At 74.2% G+C, this 18,135-nt stretch carries 16 protein-coding genes and 1 riboswitch; of the genes, 7 read left to right on the forward strand and 9 right to left on the reverse strand.

Annotated elements, in window-relative coordinates:
* Both ACXJKF_RS17810 and leuS read right to left on the reverse strand, forming a co-directional pair.
* A partial coding sequence (locus tag ACXJKF_RS17810) for a DegV family protein (RefSeq protein ID WP_456789054.1) occupies nt 1-428 on the reverse strand: 428 nt, incomplete at its 3' end.
* Between the two features lie 4 nt (nt 429-432).
* Nucleotides 433-3,336 (reverse strand): leucine--tRNA ligase, encoded by a 2,904-nt coding sequence (leuS, locus tag ACXJKF_RS17815; protein WP_456789055.1) that lies wholly within the window; start codon nt 3,334-3,336, stop codon nt 433-435.
* A 78-nt stretch (nt 3,337-3,414) separates the two neighbouring features.
* On the opposite strand from leuS, the gene ACXJKF_RS17820 reads away from it, so the two are divergent.
* On the forward strand, nt 3,415-5,172 hold the full coding sequence (locus ACXJKF_RS17820; RefSeq protein WP_456789056.1) for a helicase HerA-like domain-containing protein: 1,758 nt from the start codon (nt 3,415-3,417) through the stop codon (nt 5,170-5,172).
* On the opposite strand, the gene ACXJKF_RS17825 is transcribed toward ACXJKF_RS17820, so the two are convergent.
* The 5 genes from ACXJKF_RS17825 to ACXJKF_RS17845 form a co-directional block, all read right to left on the reverse strand.
* Nucleotides 5,110-6,342 carry an MFS transporter gene (locus ACXJKF_RS17825; RefSeq protein ID WP_456789057.1) on the reverse strand — a complete coding sequence of 411 codons (1,233 nt, stop codon included), beginning with the start codon at nt 6,340-6,342 and terminating at the stop codon, nt 5,110-5,112. The two genes, ACXJKF_RS17820 and ACXJKF_RS17825, sit on opposite strands and share 63 nt — an antisense overlap.
* 69 nt (nt 6,343-6,411) lie before the next feature.
* Entirely contained in the window at nt 6,412-7,104 is a 693-nt protein-coding gene (locus tag ACXJKF_RS17830; RefSeq protein WP_456789058.1) for a metal-dependent transcriptional regulator, read from the reverse strand.
* Nucleotides 7,105-7,123: 19 nt separating this feature from the next.
* A complete protein-coding gene (locus tag ACXJKF_RS17835; protein WP_456789059.1) occupies nt 7,124-8,698 on the reverse strand; it encodes a D-alanyl-D-alanine carboxypeptidase family protein in 1,575 nt (524 codons plus the stop codon).
* Between the two features lie 80 nt (nt 8,699-8,778).
* The gene (locus tag ACXJKF_RS17840; protein WP_456789060.1) at nt 8,779-10,404 is read right to left on the reverse strand and encodes a metallophosphoesterase family protein; all 1,626 of its coding nucleotides are present in this window, start codon (nt 10,402-10,404) and stop codon (nt 8,779-8,781) included.
* A gap of 30 nt (nt 10,405-10,434) precedes the next feature.
* A complete protein-coding gene (locus ACXJKF_RS17845) occupies nt 10,435-11,211 on the reverse strand; it encodes an LLM class F420-dependent oxidoreductase (protein WP_456789061.1) in 777 nt (258 codons plus the stop codon).
* 108 nt (nt 11,212-11,319) lie between these two features.
* Between ACXJKF_RS17845 and ACXJKF_RS17850 the strand changes: the two genes are divergently transcribed.
* Nucleotides 11,320-11,688 carry a VOC family protein gene (locus tag ACXJKF_RS17850; protein ID WP_456789062.1) on the forward strand — a complete coding sequence of 123 codons (369 nt, stop codon included), beginning with the start codon at nt 11,320-11,322 and terminating at the stop codon, nt 11,686-11,688.
* Here ACXJKF_RS17850 and ACXJKF_RS17855 read toward each other — a convergent pair.
* Nucleotides 11,675-12,115 (reverse strand): MarR family winged helix-turn-helix transcriptional regulator, encoded by a 441-nt coding sequence (locus ACXJKF_RS17855; protein ID WP_456789063.1) that lies wholly within the window; start codon nt 12,113-12,115, stop codon nt 11,675-11,677. The two genes, ACXJKF_RS17850 and ACXJKF_RS17855, sit on opposite strands and share 14 nt — an antisense overlap.
* A gap of 56 nt (nt 12,116-12,171) precedes the next feature.
* On the opposite strand from ACXJKF_RS17855, the gene ACXJKF_RS17860 reads away from it, so the two are divergent.
* On the forward strand, nt 12,172-12,387 hold the full coding sequence (locus ACXJKF_RS17860) for a hypothetical protein (protein ID WP_456789064.1): 216 nt from the start codon (nt 12,172-12,174) through the stop codon (nt 12,385-12,387).
* Here the strand turns inward: ACXJKF_RS17860 and ACXJKF_RS17865 are convergent.
* The gene (locus tag ACXJKF_RS17865; RefSeq protein WP_456789065.1) at nt 12,374-14,194 is read right to left on the reverse strand and encodes a hypothetical protein; all 1,821 of its coding nucleotides are present in this window, start codon (nt 14,192-14,194) and stop codon (nt 12,374-12,376) included. The genes ACXJKF_RS17860 and ACXJKF_RS17865 overlap by 14 nt on opposite strands.
* Nucleotides 14,195-14,245: 51 nt before the next feature.
* A riboswitch (TPP riboswitch) is annotated at nt 14,246-14,363 on the forward strand.
* A 137-nt stretch (nt 14,364-14,500) separates the two neighbouring features.
* Here ACXJKF_RS17865 and ACXJKF_RS17870 point away from each other — a divergent pair.
* From ACXJKF_RS17870 to ACXJKF_RS17885, 4 genes are read left to right on the forward strand one after another with little or no spacing between them, the layout of a single operon-like run.
* The gene (locus ACXJKF_RS17870; protein ID WP_456789066.1) at nt 14,501-15,127 is read left to right on the forward strand and encodes a YkoF family thiamine/hydroxymethylpyrimidine-binding protein; all 627 of its coding nucleotides are present in this window, start codon (nt 14,501-14,503) and stop codon (nt 15,125-15,127) included.
* On the forward strand, nt 15,124-15,735 hold the full coding sequence (locus tag ACXJKF_RS17875; protein WP_456789067.1) for an ECF transporter S component: 612 nt from the start codon (nt 15,124-15,126) through the stop codon (nt 15,733-15,735). The genes ACXJKF_RS17870 and ACXJKF_RS17875 overlap by 4 nt, the downstream gene beginning before the upstream one ends.
* On the forward strand, nt 15,732-17,303 hold the full coding sequence (locus tag ACXJKF_RS17880; RefSeq protein WP_456789068.1) for an ABC transporter ATP-binding protein: 1,572 nt from the start codon (nt 15,732-15,734) through the stop codon (nt 17,301-17,303). The genes ACXJKF_RS17875 and ACXJKF_RS17880 overlap by 4 nt, the downstream gene beginning before the upstream one ends.
* Nucleotides 17,300-18,097, forward strand: a complete 798-nt coding sequence (locus ACXJKF_RS17885) for an energy-coupling factor transporter transmembrane component T family protein (RefSeq protein WP_456789069.1) — start codon at nt 17,300-17,302, stop codon at nt 18,095-18,097. The genes ACXJKF_RS17880 and ACXJKF_RS17885 overlap by 4 nt, the downstream gene beginning before the upstream one ends.
* The last annotated feature ends 38 nt before the right edge of the window (nt 18,098-18,135 follow it).

Consider the following 18,135-nt stretch of genomic DNA (forward strand, 5'->3'; position numbering starts at 1 on the left):
ACCGAGAAGCGTGCCGCGTCCAGCACCGCGAACCCGAGCGCCATGGCGACCGCACGGGAGTCGACCACGTGGACGGGCACGGGCGACGCCTCGGCAGCGAGCTGGGCCGCCCGGACGGTGCCCGACAGGTCGCCCGACAGGTGGATCGAGACGATCTCCCGTGCACCGGACGCCGCCGCGCGGTCGTAGGCCGCGGCGAAGGCGGCGGGCGGCGGTTGCGACGTCGACACCTTGGCACCCGCGGTGAGCGCGGCCAGGAGGTCGCCCGGCGTCAGGTCGACGCCCTCCACGTGCCGGGAGCCGTCGACCACCACGTCCAGCGGGACGACGCCGATGCCCCACCGTTCCGCCGCGCCCTCCGGGAGGGACGCGGTCGAGTCGGTGACGATGGCGACGGACGGCTGCTCGACGTGGCGTCGCGAGGGCATGCGGTCAGGCCGGGACGACGTTGACGAGCTTCGGCGCCCGCACGATCACGGTGCGGATGTCGCGGCCGTCGAGTGCCCGCTGGACCCCGGCATCGGCCAGAGCCAGCGCGCGCAGGTCGTCGTCGCCGACGTCGGGAGCGACGTCGGCCCGGCCGCGGACCTTGCCCTGCACCTGGAAGATGCAGGTCACGGTGTCCTCGACCAGGTACGCCGGATCCGCCACCGGGAAAGGCTCGTGCGCGAGCGAGCGCTCGTGCCCCAGCCGCGACCACAGCTCCTCGGCGACGTGCGGGGCGACCGGGGCCGTCATCAGCACGAGCGCCTCGACGGCCGCACGCGGCGTCGTCGGGAGCGTGGTCAGGTGGTTGTTCAGGACGATCAGGCGGGAGATGGCGGTGTTCAGGCGCATGGCGGCCATGTCCGCCGTCGTGTCGGCGATCGCGCGGTGCAGCACCTTGAGGGTCTCGACGGACGGCGCCTCGTCGGACACGACGGTCTCGCCGGTCCCCTCGTCGACCACGTTGCGCCACAGCCGCTGCAGGAAGCGCTGCGACCCGACGACCGCGCGGGTCTCCCACGGGCGCGACAGGTCGAGCGGGCCCATCGACATCTCGTACACGCGCAGGGTGTCCGCGCCGTACTCGGCGTACATCTCGTCGGGCGTCACCATGTTCTTCAGCGACTTGCCCATCTTCCCGTACTCACGGTGGACGGGTTCGCCCTGCCAGCTGAAGCCGGTCTCGGAGGCGGTGTCCTCGACGACCTCCTCGGCGGGCACGTACACGCCGCGCGCGTCGGTGTAGGCGTACGCCTGGATGTAGCCCTGGTTGAACAGCTGGTGGAACGGCTCGCCGCTGGAGACGTACCCCAGGTCGTGCAGGACCTTGTGCCAGAACCGCGCGTACAGCAGGTGCAGGACGGCGTGCTCGACGCCGCCGACGTACAGGTCGACGCCGCCGATCGAGCCGGGCTTCTGCTCACCGTGCCCCGGGCCCATCCAGTACTGCTCGAGCCCGGCGTCGACCACCTGGGTCTCGTTCGTGGGGTCCAGGTAGCGCAGGTAGTACCAGCAGGAGCCGGCCCAGTTGGGCATGGTGTTGGTGTCACGGCGGTACTGCTTCGGCCCGTCGCCCAGGTCGAGCGTGACGTTCACCCAGTCCTCGTTGCGGCCCAGGGGCGGCTCGGGGGTGGAGTGCGCGTCGTCGGCGGCGAACGTGCGCGGCGAGTAGTCCGGCACCTCGGGCAGGTTCACCGGCAGGGCGGACTCCGGGACGGCCAGCGGCAGGTCGTGCTCGTCGTAGACGATCGGGAACGGCTCGCCCCAGTAGCGCTGCCGGCTGAACAGCCAGTCCCGCAGGCGGTAGTTGATGACACCCTCACCGACGCCCTTGGCCGACAGCCAGTCGGTGATCGCGGCCTTGGCGTCGGCGACCCCCAGACCGTCCAGGCTGATCTCCTCGTTCGAGGAGTTGATCGCGGTGCCGTCGCCGGTGCGCGCGCCGGGTCCGGTGCCCTCCGGGGCGTCGATCGTGTAGATCACCGGCAGGTCGAAGGCCTCGGCGAACGCGAAGTCGCGCGCGTCTCCGCCGGGCACGGCCATGATCGCGCCGGTCCCGTACCCCATGAGCACGTAGTCGGCGGTGAACACGGGCAGCAGCTGGCCGTTGACCGGGTTCGCGGCCAGGTGGCCCGTGAACACGCCGGTCTTGCGACCCGCGTCGGCCTGGCGCTCGACCGCGGTCTTGGCTGCGGTCTCCGCGCGGTAGGACGCGACGGCGTCCGCCGGTGTGCGGTGCCCACCGGTCCACACGTCCTTGGTGCCGTCCGGCCAGGCCGTGGGCACCTCGTCCAGCAACGGGTGCTCCRGGGCGACGACGACGAACGTGGCACCGAACAGGGTGTCCGGGCGGGTGGTGAACACCTCGACCTGGTCGCCACCCTGCACCGCGAAACGCACGCGGGCGCCCGACGAGCGACCGATCCAGTTGCGCTGCATCGCCTTGACCTTGTCCGGCCAGTCGATGTGCTCCAGGTCGTCGATCAGGCGGTCGGCGTACGTGGTGATGCGCATGTTCCACTGCCGCAGGCTGCGCTGGAACACCGGGAAGTTCCCGCGCTCGGAGCGCCCGTCCGCGGTGACCTCCTCGTTGGCCAGCACCGTGCCCAGACCCGGGCACCAGTTCACGGGAGTCTCGGAGACGTAGGCCAGCCGGTGCGTGTCCAGCACGCGGCGTCGCGCCACCTCGTCGAGGTCGGCCCACTCGCCGCCGTTCGTGACGCTGCGCGACCCGGACTCGTACTCCGCCACCAGCTCCGCGATCGGGCGGGCGCGACCGACGCCGCCGTCGGGACGCGGGGCGGTCTCGTCGTACCAGGAGTCGAAGATCTGCAGGAAGATCCACTGCGTCCAGCGGATGTAGGCCGGGTCGATCGTGGCGAAGGTGCGGCGCGGGTCGTGCGCCAGACCCAGCCGGCGCAGCTGGCGCGCCATGATCACGATGTTCGCCTCGGTGGTGGTGCGCGGGTGCTGACCCGTCTGCACCGCGTACTGCTCGGCGGGCAGCCCGAACGCGTCGAAGCCGAACGCGTGCAGCACGTTGTCGCCCTGCATGCGCCGGAACCGGCCCACCACGTCCGTGGCGATGTACCCGAGCGGGTGCCCCACGTGCAGGCCCGCACCCGAGGGGTACGGGAACATGTCCATCACGAAGTACGCCGGCTGCGCCGGGTCCGCGTGCCGGCCGTCCCCGTCGGTGAGACCGCCCACGGGGTCGGCCGCGAAGAACGTGCCGCGGTCCGCCCACTCGTCCTGCCAGCGCAGCTCGATCTGGCGCGCGAGCTCCGGGGTGTACCGGAACGGGACGTCGTCGGTGGCAGTGGTGGCGGTGGGGGCGTCCGGCGAGGTCACCCGGCGAGTTTACCGACCGCGAGTCGGGGCGCCGTACCCGACCGGGTGGCGTGGGACGCGCGGTCGTATGCTCCGGACATGTCGGACAGCACGCCGTCGTCGGCTCCCCCCTCGTCCGCCGCCGACCTGGCCGCCCTGCGTGCAGCGGCCGCCCAGGCCGCCGCAGAGGCTGCGGAGGCGAAGGCACTGGCAGCCGCAGCCGCGMTCGCGGCGGCCGAGGCAGCGGCCGCGGCCGCAGAAGACAGCGACCCCGCGGCGGCTCCGGCGGCCGCCGCTCCGGCGGACGTGCCGGCGCTGTCCGAGCACGCCGCGCAGATCGTCGCGGGGTACACGTTCGCCGGGCCGATGCTCCCGGTCGGTGCTCTGGTCGAGGACGACGTCGCGATCCCCGGCGCCCCGGTCGGCATCCCGCTCGCGATGATGAACCGCCACGGACTGGTCGCCGGCGCGACCGGKACCGGCAAGACGAAGACCCTCCAGGTGCTGACCGAGGGCCTGTCGGCCGCGGGTGTGCCGGTCTTCGTCGCGGACATCAAGGGCGACCTGTCCGGGCTGGCCGTCCCCGGGGCGTCGAACGAGAAGCTGCTGGCACGGACGGCGAGCCTCGGGCAGCCGTGGGCGGCGACGGCGTCACCGGTGGAGTTCCTCAGCCTCGGCGGGCTGGGCGAGGGGTCGCCGGTGCGGACGACGGTCACCGACTTCGGGCCGCTGCTGCTGGCCAAGGTGCTCGGGCTGAACTCGACGCAGGAGTCGAGCCTCGGCCTGATCATGCACTGGGCGGACACGCAGGGGCTGGCGCTGCTGGACCTCAAGGACCTGCAGGCGACGATCGCCTACCTGGTCAGCGACGAGGGCAAGCCGCTTCTCAAGGGCATCGGCGGGCTGTCGGCGGCGACCGCGGGCGTGATCCTGCGCGAGATCGTGTCGCTGCAGGGACAGGGGGCCGACGCGTTCTTCGGCGAGCCGGCGTTCGACGTCTCCGAGCTGCTGCGGACCGCCCCCGACGGCCGCGGCGTGGTCAGCGCGCTCGAGCTGCCGGCGGTCCAGGACCGGCCGGCGCTGTTCTCGACGTTCCTCATGTGGCTGCTGGCCGAGCTGTTCCAGGCGCTCCCCGAGGTGGGCGACCCCGACAAGCCGAGGCTCGTGTTCTTCTTCGACGAGGCGCACCTGCTGTTCACGGGGGCGTCGGGCGACTTCCTCACGCAGGTGACGCAGACGGTCCGGCTCATCCGGTCGAAGGGTGTCGGCGTCTTCTTCGTCACGCAGAGCCCGAAGGACGTGCCCGCCGACGTGCTGGCCCAGCTGGGCAACCGCGTGCAGCACGCCCTGCGCGCGTTCACCCCGGACGACGCGAAGGCCCTGCGGGCGGCCGCCCGGACGTTCCCGACCTCGCCCTACGACCTGGAGCAGCTGCTGCAGTCGCTGGGCACCGGCGAGGCCGTGGTCACGGTCCAGTCGGAGCGCGGCACGCCGACGCCGGTGGCGTGGACCCGGTTGCGGGCGCCGCAGTCGTCGATGGAGCCGATGCCCGCCGCCGACCTGGCCGCGGCGGTCACGGCCTCCCCGCTGTCGGGCCGGTACGCGGTCGCCGTGGACCGCGAGTCGGCGTACGAGCTGCTCGCGGTGCGGGCCGCGGACGCGCAGGAGGCGGCACGCAAGCAGCAGGAGGCCGAGGAGGCGCAGGACCGTGCCGAGGAGGCGGCACGGGAGGCGAAGCGGGCCGCGCCGCGCAGGTCGTCCAGCCGGACCAGCCCGTTGGACAGCCTGCTGCGGTCAGCGGGCACTCAGCTCGGGCGTGAGATCACGCGCTCGATCTTCGGGACCCGCCGGCGCTGACAGGACCGGGACGGGACCGCGCCCGAAGACCAGCACGACGACGAGCCCCACCGCGGTCAGTCCGGCGCCCACCCAGGCCGGAGCGAGGTACCCGAACCCGGCGGCGATGACCAGACCGCCGGCGAACGCCCCGGCCGCGTTGCCCAGGTTCAGGGCGGAGTGGCACAGCGCCGCACCGAGGGAGGGCGCGGCGGGCGAGACGTCCATCAGCCGTGTCTGGAGTGACAGCCCGAGCACCTGCGACGTGACGCCGAGCAGGACGAGCGCGAGCACGGCGGGCACCGGGTACGCGCCGACCAGGGCGATGGCGACCAGCACGACGATGGTCGCGATCATCGAGCCGATCACGGTACCCAGCACCGACCGGTCCGCGAGCCGCCCGCCGACCACCGTCCCGATCGTCATGCCGATCCCATACAGGGCGAGCACCAGCGGCACGAGCCCGAGGCCCAGCCCCGTCACGTCGGTGAGCAGCGGCTTGACGTAGGAGTACACGGCGAACATGCCGCCGAACCCGACGGCACCCGCGCCGAACGCGATCCAGAGCCGCCGGTTGCGCAGGGCAGCGAGCTCGGTGCGGACGGTGGTGCCCGGGGGCGACGGCAGCGACGGCGTCCACGCGTGCAGCGCGGCGAGAGTGATCAGCCCGAGCACGCCGACGCCGACGAACGCCCAGCGCCAGCCGACGGCCTGCCCCAGGATCGCCGAGAGCGGGACGCCGACGGCGCACGCGACCGTGAGGCCGGCCATCATCGCGGCCACCGCCCGGCCCCGCCGCTCGGGGCCCACGACGGCGGTGCCCATGACCGCACCGACCCCGAAGTACGCGCCGTGCGGCAGCCCGGCGAGGAACCGCGCGAGCACGAGCCAGCCCATGCTCGGCGCGAACGCGGACAGGACGTTGCCCACCGTGAACGCGACCATGAGCAGCAGGAGGAGCCGGCGCCGGTCGAGGCGGGCGCCGAGGGCCGCGAGCGTCGGGGCGCCGATGACGACCCCGAGCGCGTAGGCGGTGATCGCGTGCCCGGCGACGGGGATCGAGACGCCCAGGTCGCCGGCGATCTCGGGCAGCAGGCCCATCGTCGCGAACTCGGTGGTGCCGATGCCGAAGCCGCCGAGGGCGAGGGCGAACAGCGCGGCGCGTGCGCGTGCGGGCGACAGCGTGACCAACGAGCCCTCCGGACGAATCGATTCGATCGCGATACGGAGTGCGCCGTCGTCAGCTCCGGTGGATGCCGCTCAGCGTACGGGGTTCCCGGCGACCGGGACCAGCCAGATGGCGCGCGCGGCCACCTCGCCGAGGTCGACCGTCGCACCGGCGACCCGCACCGAGATCACCCCGGCGACGGTGCGGCGCTCGACGACGGTGACCGGCGCGTCGAGCAGCAGGTCGACCGACTCCAGGTAGCGCAGCAGCCCGGGGTCCGCGTCGGAGATCCGCGCGACCGCCCACTCCCCCGGTGCCACGTCCCACAGGACGCTGGCCGCGGGGATGTCGAGGGAGCCGTCGGAGCCGGGGATCGGGTCGCCGTGCGGGTCCCGGGTGGGGTGGCCGAGCCGGGCCGAGAGCCGCTCGACGAACAGGTCGGAGACCGCGTGCTCCAGCACCTCGGCCTCGTCGTGGACCTCGTCCCAGCCGTACCCGAGCATCTCCACGAGGAAGGTCTCGATCAGCCGGTGCCGGCGGACGACCGCGAGCGCGTGCCGCTCGCCGTCGGCGGTGAGCTCGAMGGCGCCGTAGGGCTCGTGGGTGACCAGGCCGCTGTCGGCGAGCCGTCGGACGGTCTCCGAGACGGTGGAGGCCCCGACGCCGAGGCGGGTGGCCAGCATCTTCGTGGTGACGGGTTGCTCCGACCACTCGCGGGCCGACCAGACGACCTTGAGGTAGTCCTGCGTGACGGCGCTCAGCTCGGGTGTCGTCGGAGTGCTCACGGCGTCCAGCGTAGGGCGCTCACCAGCCGTCGACGCTCCAGTGCCACGGCTCGCCGGGCAGGTTCTCCAGGCCGTAGGCGGCCGCGTTCTGGGTGAGCCACAGGAACGCCGGCGACCCGGCGCGCAGCACCTTGCCCCCCACCGTGAAGTCGAGCGCGAGCCCACGCTCGTGTCGGGAGGTGCCCGGCGGCGCGGTCTGGGGGCGGCAGGCCACGACGGTGGGGTCGGCCTCGGTCGGGCTGCAGTTGGCGGCGCGCAGCGCGATCTGCTGGCTGGAGCTGCGCCAGCCCCAGGCGCGCAGGTCGATGCCGTCGGCCCGGGCGGCCGTCATCAGGGCGTCGAGCGCGTCGGCGAGGCACGGGTGCACCCGCACCCCGGACGCGGTGACCACCGTGTCGTCCTGCGGGACGGGTGCGGACACGTCGTCGCAGTCGGTCTCCACCTGGCGGCTCGTCATCAGCTCCACCGGGACGTCGACCCGCCACAGCTCCTGCCCCGTCGGCGCGCTCAGCAGCAGCGCACCCTCCTCGAGGCGGAGCGTCGCGCCCGGGTGGCCCGGTGTCGCGCTGGCCCACAGGACACCACCGTCGGCGCCGGTCAGCACGACGTTCCCGTCCTCCTGGACGGCCAGCGCAGTCCCACCGGGCGCTTCCGCGGTCCACACGACGGTCTCGTCGTAGGCGAGCACGAGCCCGTCAGCGCCCAGCTGCAGGTGCAGGTGCCCGTCCGGGGAGGTCAGCCGGCTGTCCACGGCCAGCGGCACACCGCTGACCAGCGAGGACGGGCCGATCACGGTCCCGGTGCTCCACACGGCGGCTCCGGCGGGGTCGTACAGGACGAGGTCGCCGTCGTCCTGCAGGACGAGCGACGACCCGGGGTGCCCGGCGGTACGGCTGCGCCACAGGCGGTCACCGTCCGGGTCGGTGACGACGAGGTTGCCGTCCTCGCCCAGGGTCAGTGTGGAACCCGGCTGGGTGGTGCCCGTCGACCACCGGGTCGCGGCGTCCGGGCCGAGCAGGGCGACGTCACCGTCGTCGAGCACGACGAGCGTCTGGCGCCCGTCCGGCGAGGACAGCGCGTCACCGGGCGCGAGGACCGCACCCGACGAGAGGATCGACGGCCGGACGGCCGTGCCGGACTCCCACACCTGCGCACCCTGCGGGTCGAGCACGACGAGGTTGCCGTCGTCCTGCAGGACGAGCCGCGACCCGACGGTCGCGGGTGCGTCCGGGCGCCAGCCGACGGTGCCGTCCGGGGAAGTCAGCGCCACGTCGCCGCTCTCCGCGACGACCAACGACGAGCCGGGTGCCGCGGGGTCGGACACCCAGCGCGGATCGGGTTCGGCGCCGAAGAGTGCGAGCACCCCGTCGGGCTGGACCACGAGGGTCTGCGTCCCGTCGGACGAGACGAGCCCTTGCCCGGACAGGAGCGACTCGCCGGGGCGCAGCTCCCCCTCGCCGGAGGCGGCGGAGGCCGACGGGGCGAGCACGAGGGTGCCGACGAGGACGCACGCGCTGATCAGCGCGGCGCGAACGGCGGGACGCGCCAGCGCGTCCCGCTCCCGACCGCTCACCGTCGCGGCTCCCCGGGTCACCCGTCCACCCCCTCGCACGGACCGACCTGACAGGAGCTCAGGTCGGCACGCATCCCCACCCTAGGTCAGGGTGACGCAGATCACACGGGTGAAGGACCGGCAACCTGCGGCGCGATCGGCCCGGGCCACTGCAGCCGGGGTGAGACGGACGCCGTGGCGTCGGGACGCACCTGGACCAGCTGGTAGTCGACGAACCGCAGGGTGTCGGGATCCCACCGCAGCACGGTCATCTCCGCGACGCCGTGCAGAGGCCCGACGGTCGCCTGGCCGAGCGTCGCGCCGGCCGTGCTCGAGCTGATGTACCGGACGGCGCGCCCCACGCGTTCCGGCCCGTAGCGACGGTGCAGGTGCCCCGAGATCTGCGCGGGGACGCAGCCGTCGTCCAGCGCCTGCTGGCCGACCGCAGGGGTGTGGATGAGCAGCAGGTCGACACCCTCGGCGTCCTCGCACGCGACCTCGGCGAGCCGCTGCGCCTCCTCGGCCGCGGTCTCCTTGCCCGCCTGCGCGGTGCCGCCGGCCCCGACCCGCGTCGCGTTCGGGTCGCTGTCGCCGAGGATCCGCAGCCCGCCCACCTCGACGACGGAGCCGTCGAGCACGGTGGCACCGGCGCGCGCGTAGTTCTTCGACGTCTCGGCGGAGTCGTGGTTGCCCGGCGACGTCACCAGCTCGACCCCGTCGGGCACCGCGCGTGCGAACGTCGTCACGCAGTACTGCTCGACCGACGTGCCGTTGATCGTCGTGTCGCCCGCGTCGAGGACCACGTCGGCCTCCGACCCCTCCACGACGGTGCGGATCAGCGGGGCCATCCCGACGTTGCAGTGCAGGTCGGAGACGACGACGAGCGTCACCAGGTCCTCGTCGTCCGCCGCCTCGCTCGCACGGGGCGACGGGCTGTCGGTCGAGGACGGCTCGGCGGCGGCGTCGAGGAGCTCCTGGCGCTCGTCCCAGGCGGCCTGCAGCGACGCGTTCGCCTCCGCGTAGAACTTCTCGTTCTTGCGCAGCTCCGCGATGACCTGTCCGCCGTAGGTGTCGATGACACCGCCGAGCCGGCCCGTCACCCGCGCCCCTTCCAGCGGCGTTCCGTCGAACACCGACGACGCCCGCTGCGACACCGGCGGCCGGTCCCGCCGCCCGACGCTGGAGGTCAGGACGGTGCCGACGAGCGCGATCGCCACGACCCCGACGACCACCGACCGCAGGTGGGGCTGCAGCCGGTCGTGCAGCTCCGCCCGTCGCGCCGCCCCGACCAGGAGCCGGCCCAGGTACCACCCCCCGACCAGGACGGCGAGCGCCAGCGCGGAACGTCCGAGCGCATCCGCGCCCAGCGCCCGCGCCACGTCCTGGATGGTCGCCTGCGGACCGGAGAAGAACTGCAGGTAGCTCTGCAGGTCGCCGCTGAGCGCCGCCAGGGTGCGTGCCTGGTTCAGCTCGGTGACCGATGCCGGGATCTCCTGCACGGTGACCCGGACGCCGAGGGTCAGGGGCAGCGGCGAGTCGATCTCGAGCGTGCCCAGCGGGCCGAGGTCGATGGTCACCGTGTCGTCCGTGGTGACGTCGTACCGGGCCTCGTGCGGGCCGAGGCTGCTCTCGACGGACGCCGTCGTGATCCCGAACGTGAGCGCGACGAGCAGAGCGGCGACCAGCAGGACGACCCGCGGCCACCATCGTCGCTCGGCGCTCACGTCCGGGCTGCTCGGGTCGCTCATCGCACCCGAGCCTATGCGGGAGCCGGCACGTCAGCCCTGCGCGTCGCGCCAGGCCACCCACTCGGCCGCGAGCGACAGGTCGTAGTCCGGACCGCCGGTGCCGACCGTGAACAGCGTCGCGCCGGCCGCGACGAGCGCGTCCGCGACCTCGCTCGGGGGCGCCCCGACGCCGATGGACCGCTCGACCAGGGAGGCCGTGTCCCGGCCGACCTCGGCACCGTGCTCGTCGAGGATCGCGCTCTTGCGGGTCAGGGTGTCGACGTTGCCGAACGAGTGCCACAGGTCGGCGTGCTCCGCGACGACGCGCAGCGTCTTGCGCTCACCGCCACCACCGATCATCACGGGGATCTGGCGCGTCGGGACCGGGTTCGACGCCGCCCAGCGTGCCGTGATGCGCGGCATCGCCTGCGCCAGGTCCGCGATCCGCGATCCTGCGGTGCCGAACTCGTAGCCGAACTGGTCGTAGTCCTTCTCGAACCAGCCCGCACCGATCCCGAGGATCAGGCGGCCGCCGCTGATGTGGTCGACCGTGCGGGCCATGTCCGCCAGCAGCTCGGGGTTCCGGTAGGAGTTGCACGTCACCAGCGCGCCGATCTGGACGCGGCTGGTCTGCTCCGCCCACGCGCCGAGCATCGTCCAGCACTCGAAGTGCTTGCCGTCCGGGTCGCCGGAGAGCGGGAAGAAGTGGTCCCAGTTGAAGATGATGTCGACACCGAGGTCCTCGGCGCGGCGCACCGCGTCACGGATCTGGGCGTAGTCGGCGTGCTGGGGCTGGAGCTGGACTCCGATGCGGATGGGATGCGTCATGGAGTCGAGCCTACGGACGCTCCCGCCCCGTCGCTGGTTCGGGCAGCGGACAGGATCTGACCTCTTCTCGCGGGAGGCTGGGTCCACGACCTCACCGAAGGAGTTCCCATGGACATGAAGCTCGAGCTCGTCCCGGTTCCCGTGACGGACATCGACCGCGCGAAGGCGTTCTACGTCGACCAGGTGGGCTTCGTCGCCGACCACGACATCCCGGTCGACGAGAGCCTGCGGTTCGTCCAGCTCACCCCGCCGGGATCGGCGTGCTCGATCGTGCTCGACGTGAACATGACCTCGATGCCCGCCGGAGCGCAGCAGGGTCTGCAGGTCGTCGTGGACGACGCGGACGCCACCTACGCGTACCTGGTCGGTCGCGGGGTCGCGGCCGAGCCCGTGGTCGACTACCCGTGGGGGCGGTTCACGTTCTTCGCCGACCCCGACGGCAACCGCTGGGCCGTGCAGCAGATCATCCGCGGGTAGGCGTCGCCGTCGCCGCGATCAGCAGCTCCGCCGCCGCGCGGACCTGCTCGATCTGGTCGGGGGTCAGCCCGAGTCCCTCGACCATGGCTCCGGGGATCCCGACGGCCGAGGCGCGCAGGGCGCTGCCGTCGTCCGTCACGACGATGTCGAGCGCGCGCTCGTCGTCGGTGGCGCGCTCGCGACGGACGAGCCCCAGGACCTCCAGGCGCTTGACCAGCGGCGACGCCGTGGCCGGCTCGAGGTGCAGCAGGGCGGCGAGGTCCTTGAGCGAGAGCCGGCCGTACTGCCAGAGCGCGAGCATCGCGAGGTACTGCGGGTGCGTCAGGCCGAGCGGCTCGAGCAGGGGACGGTAGAACGCGACGAGGCTGCGGGCGGCCGCGGACATGGTCAGGCAGACCTGGGCCTCGACGGCGAGCGGATCGTCCATGTCGCCAGCATAGATCGTGTGCATATAGTTAGGGCACGAACTAGCGAGGAGCGCTCGTGCCGAAGAAGCGACGCMGTGACATGACCGAGTGGTGGCTGACGTACCTGGGTCCCGCGCAGGTGGGCAACATCCGCGGTCCGCGCAAGGAGCTCACCGACGACGAGGTCGCCCGCGACACCGAGCTCCAGCAGCAGTTCGACCGCGTGGTCGACGCCCGCGGCCGGACGTTCCTGGTCGAGCGACCGGTCCAGCGCAGGGTTACTGGTAGCTGACGAGGTCCGGCACGGGCTGGACCTGGTACGTCTGCACCGGGTCCAGCATCGGGACGTCCTCGTCGTAGAAGTTCTTCCACCCCCAGTGCACGGGCGGCGCGTCCGCGTGCAGCGCGCTCCAGGTCCCCGCCTTGGCCGGCTGCGAACCCTGGCCGTCGACGTGGATCACCATCGCCAGCTCGTCGTGGGACGTGTCGAGCCGCGCGCGCTCCTGGATCATCCGGCCGGCGAACTGGTGCAGGACGAACATCTTCTGCGGCAGGGCGCGCTGGGCCGTGAACTCCGCCAGCCACGCCGAGACGCCGTTGACCTCGTCGACGCCGACGGAGCCGATCTGGCGCAGGTGCACCTGGTCCGGGGCGAGCCGCCACTCCGGGTCGAGGGCGAGCCCGACGTACCGGAGGGCGAGGAGCTCGGCGTACTGCTGCGCCTGCGTGAGGAAGTCGGTGCGCCCCGGCTGCAGGTCGAGCACGACCGCCATGCCCGCGGCACCCGCGGCCTCCACCAGGGGACGCAGCTCCTCGACGGGCCGCTCCTGCGAGTAGTTGCCGTCGTCCCCCGGGCCGGCCGACGCGATCGTGGCGATGATCTCCACGGCGGGCACGACGACGTCCGTGGTGAGCGTGCGGTACGGCGCCGCGGTCGCGTCGGCGCGGGCCAGCGTCGCGGGCACGTCCTGCTCCCCCAGCACCCCGAGCGCCTTCGAGCCCGGCGTGCCGTAGAGCGCGACGTACTTCTTGCCCGGGACGCCCGGGACCTGCGGGAAGACGAGCTGGCCGCCGCCGCCCAGGAGCACGCCGGTCGACGCGGTGGCGACGCGTCCTGCCAGCTGGTCCGCCGGGCCGAACGCGGACCCGAGCGCGATCGTGCGGTCCGGGGCGGCCGCGGCGAGCGCCTGGACCCCGGGCGTCGTGGCACGCGGGTCACCGCCGGGCACGTCGAGCACCGGGACCCCGGCGGCCCGCAGGGTAGCCAGCGCGGCGAGCGGGTCGACGCCGACCCCGGTGAGCGCGACCGTCGCGGAGACGGCCGCGGGCGGGCGGACCTGCGGGAGCACCACGACCGGCGACGGGCTCGACGACGGCGACCGGGTCGGGGCGGGGGCGGGGGCGGGCGTCGTGCTCGGGGTCGGGGTCGGTGCGCCGGGGACGACGAGCACAGGAGGTCGCGGTCCGGTGAGCGCGCGGACGGCCACGGTCTCCTGGCCGGCGGGCACCTCGGCGGAGGCCGCGAACCGCGCCCCGGTCACCGACCGCAGGAGCTCCGCGCCCGCGCCGGCAGGGACGGGTACGACGGCCACGGCACTCGGCGGTGCCAGGGTCACGGCACCCACCGCGAGCACGGCCTGCGCGTCGAGCCGCACGAGCTCCGCGAGCAGCGGGGCAGGGTCGATCGCGGGTCCGGTCAGCAGGACCGGGGCACCGAGCGCCACGGCCGCGGAGGCGGCGGTGAGCTGGGCGGCGACGTCGTCGACGGGCGCGACGACCACGACCGGCGCGGTCACGAAGACCGCGCGCGACGCCTCGAGCGCGGCGTCCTGCGGCGTGGCCGCCGGGAGGACGGTCGCGACCTCGGCGGGGGCCCCGACCTGCGCGGACACGGGGGTCGGCGTCGGGGTCGGCGCGGGTGACGGAGTGACCGTCGTCGTCGCGGTGGGCTCGACCGGGACGCCGTCGTCGGTGCACCCGGCGAGCGCGAGGAGGGCCACCACGACGGGCAGGAGCGCGACGGACGCAGCACCTCGTCGGCCCATCGGCACGGGTTCTACCTCCTGGTCGCGGTCGCCTGCCAGCATACGAGGGCCCACCAGGCGGACCTCGCTTCCCTCCCGGACGGTGGCCGGGCTAGGTTCGTCGCCGACAAGCCCCCGGGGAGCGCAGGAGCGCTGAGAGTGCGGCCGGACACCACGTCCCACCCGCAGACCCGTGGAACCTGATCTGGTTCACGCCAGCGTAGGGAGCAGGGCACTGTCGTCGGCTGCGTGCCGGCGGTCGGTCGTCCTCCGGGCCGGTCGCGCCGCGGCGCGCTCCTCCGGTGGACCCCGTCCGTCTCGCGCCGCCGGCGACCTCGTGCGGCTGCCCGGGGGTCCACCGCGACACACCGGAGGTCCCTGGTGACAAGCACGACGCACTCGACCGTTGCCCCGCCCGACCGACGAGCCACCGAGCTCGGGGTCGGCGCCCGCTTCTCGCTGCACCCGCACTGCGACGACTACGTCGACGTGATCCTCAGCGCGCTCGCCGCCGCCGACGCCTCCCGCGTGACCGTCAGCACCGACGACGTCTCGACGTTCGTGCGCGGCAGCGAGGCGGACGTCCTGCGGTACGTGTACGAGGTGCTCGCCGCGGCGGGCGGGACCCGCTGGCACGTCGTCGCCCACGTCCTGCTGTCGCGCGGGTGCCCCGGCGAGGTGGCGTGCGAGCTGCCCGACGACGCCCTGCTGGACCGCGTCGCCGTCCCGCAGCTCGCGCCGACCGGGCTGGCCGCGAGCGCGCACTGGGCGCTCTACCCGCTCGACGACACCGGCGGGGACCACCTCGCGCACATCATGACCGCCATCGGCACCGCGGGGTCCGCTGCCACGACGTCGCCCGAGCACTTCGTCACCCGGCTGGACGGGGACCTGGCCGACGTGCTGACGGCCGTCGCGGCGGGCTGGCTGGAGGCCGCCCGCCACGTCCGGCACGTCGTCACGCACGTCACGGTGTCGATGCACTCGCCGTCGGCAGGTGCCCGGTGAACCGCCGTCGGATCTCCCTGTCCGAGCTGGTCCTGCTCGCGGTCCTCGCGGTCGTGTCCGGCTTCGTCTACTGGGCGCTGGTGCAGGCGTGGATCGCGCTCCAGATCGCGATGGGCCCGTTCGGCGACCTCGCGCAGAACGTGCTCATCGGCGGCTGGATGGTCGCCGCGCCGCTCGCGATCTACATCGTGCGCCGACCGGGGGTCGGGATCGTCGTGGAGCTCGCGGCCGCCCTGGTCGAGGTGGTGTTCCTGGCGTCGCCGGTCGGTCCGATGCTGCTGGTCGTCGGACTGGTGCAGGGCGCGGGCGCCGAGCTGGCGTTCACGCTGACGCGGTACCGCCGGTACGACTGGGGCGTCTTCATCGTGTCCGGGGCGCTCGCCGGCCTGGCCAGCACGGTGCTCGGGATGGTCCGGTTCGGCTGGCTCTCGCAGGACTGGTTCGCGTGGCGGCTGGGCCTGCAGGTGGCCAGCGGGATCCTGCTGTGCGGGATCGCGGCGAAGGTGATCGGCGACGCCCTCGCGCGCACCGGCGTGCTGGACAACACCGCGCTCGGTCGAGCCCGCCGCGAGGGAGCGCCGGCCACCGAGCCCATGCCGGTCGCATGATCGAGGTCCGCGGTCTGGGCGTCACCTTCCCCGGCGCCGCGTCCCCGGTGCTGCGGTCGGTGGACCTCGACGTCCGCGCCGGCGAGCAGGTGCTCGTGCTCGCCGGCTCCGGCGCCGGCAAGAGCACGCTCCTGCGGGTGCTGGCCGGGATCGTGCCGCAGGTGGTCGACGCCGAGGTCACCGGCGTCGTCCGGGTGGCCGGGCTCGACGCCACGACGACCCCGACCGCGGACCTGGCCGCCCGGGTGGGCACCCTCACGCAGGACCCGGCGGACCAGCTGTGCCTGCCGACGGTCCTCGACGAGGTCGCGTTCGCGCTGGAGAACCGCGGGGTCGCCCCGGCGCGCATCGGCCCGGCCGTGCACCGCACGCTCGCGTCCGTCGGCGCGGCGCACCTGGCCGGACGCCGCACCGCCGAGCTGTCCGGCGGCGAGGGCCAGCGCATCGCCCTGGCGGCCGCGCTCGTCGCGGACCCGAGCGTGCTCCTSCTCGACGAGCCGACGGCCCTGCTCGACCCGGCCGCCGCGCGGGGCGTGGCAGGTGCGGTGCGCGCGGCGGGTGGCGCGCGGACCACGCTCATGGTCGAGCACCGCCTCGACGAGCTCGGGCAGCTCCCCGGACGGGTGCTCGTCCTCGGTCCCGACGGCCGGGTCCGCGCCGACGGCCCGACGGACCAGGTGCTGCGCGACGACGCCCGGGCGCTCGCCGCCCTGGGCACGTGGCTCCCGCTGTCCGCCGAGCTGGCGGCCGCAGGCGTCGGGTCGCTCGATCGCCTCACCGTCGGTCCGACCCCCGCGTCGGTGCCGGGCGCACGCGTGCTCGGCGCGCGCGGGCTCCGCGTCCGGCGTGGGCGGCGGACGGTCCTGGACGGGGTGGACCTCGACGTCCACGCCGGCAGGGTGACCGCCGTGGTCGGCCTCAACGGGTCCGGCAAGAGCTCGCTGCTCCTCGCCCTCGCCGGGCTGCTGCCCTCCGACGGGACCGTGACGGGCGGCTCGGTGGGGCTGGTGTTCCAGCACCCCGAGCACCAGCTCCTCGCCCGCAGCGTCCGCGACGAGCTCGCGTGGGGTCCGCGCCGCGCGCGGCTGCCGGACGTCGACGACCGCGTGTCGGCCGCCCTGGACGCCTACCGCCTCACCGGCCTGGCGGACCGCGACCCGTTCCGGCTGTCCGGCGGGCAGCAGCGCCGGCTGTCGCTGGGAGCGATGGCCGTGTGCGGGCACGACGTGCTGCTGGCCGACGAGCCGACGTTCGGGCAGGACCGGCACACGTCCGCCGCCTGCGCGGACGCCCTGCGCCGGCTCGCCGACGAGGGCCGGGGCGTCGTGCTCGTGACGCACGACCTGCGGCTCGTCGGGGAGGTCGCCGACGACGTGCTGCTCCTGCGCGACGGGCACACCCTCGCGCACGGCCCGGTCGACGCCGTGCTCGCCGACGACGCCCTGCTCGCCCGCGCCGGGCTCCCACTGCCCGCGGTGCTCGCCGCGTGCCGGACCACCGGCCACCCCGTGCGCGCGGTCCTGCAGTCGCTGCGCGCGGCGGCCGCGCCGACGGCGGTCCCGGCGTGAGCGGCCTCGGGCGCGCCCTGCCCCACGACTCCGTCCTGCACCGGCGCAACCCCACCGTCAAGCTCGCCGTCTTCCTGGTCGTGTCGCTCGTCGTGCTGGTCCCGGTGGACCCGTGGACGCCGCTGGCGCTGCTGGTCGTCGCCGCGCCCGCCGTCGCGCTGGCGGGCCGGATCCCGTGGGCGACCCTCGGCCGCGCGGCGGTGCTCTTCGGCCCGTTCGCGTTCTCGCTGCTCGCCGTGAACGCCGTCACGCGCGACGGTCCGCCGGTCGCCGAGGTGCTCGGTCTGCAGGTGACCCGCACCGGGCTGGCGATCGGGGCGGCCCTGGCTCTGCGGACCGTCCTCGTCGGCACCCTCGCCGTCGCGTTCACGCTCACCACCGACGGCGCCCGGCTCATGACCAGCCTGCACCAGCACGCCCGGCTGGGTGCGCGCCCGACGTTCGCGGTGCTCGCCGGCTACCGCGTGCTGGAGGACCTGCCCGTGCGGTGGACGACGATCCGGCAGGCGCAGTCGGTGCGCGATCCCCGCCGTCGACGGGGCACCCTGCCCGGCGACCCCGGGTCGCTGTCCCGCGCGGCGTTCGCGCTGCTCGTCGTCGCGCTCCGGCAGGGCGAGCGGATGGCGATCGCGATGGAGACCCGTGGTCTGGGCTCCGGTCCGCGGACGGTGCACCGGCCCGTCGCGCTGGATCGTCGGGACGGGGCCTTCGCCGCACTCGTGCTCGGCGGGTGCCTGCTCGTGCTGCTCGTCTCGTGGCGCTGCGAGGTGCTGCGGACGTGGTCGACCGTCTGACGTGCCGGGCGGGAGGGCGGGGAGCGTGCCAGGCTCGA

It is taken from the genome of Cellulomonas sp. P5_C5 (assembly GCF_054049655.1).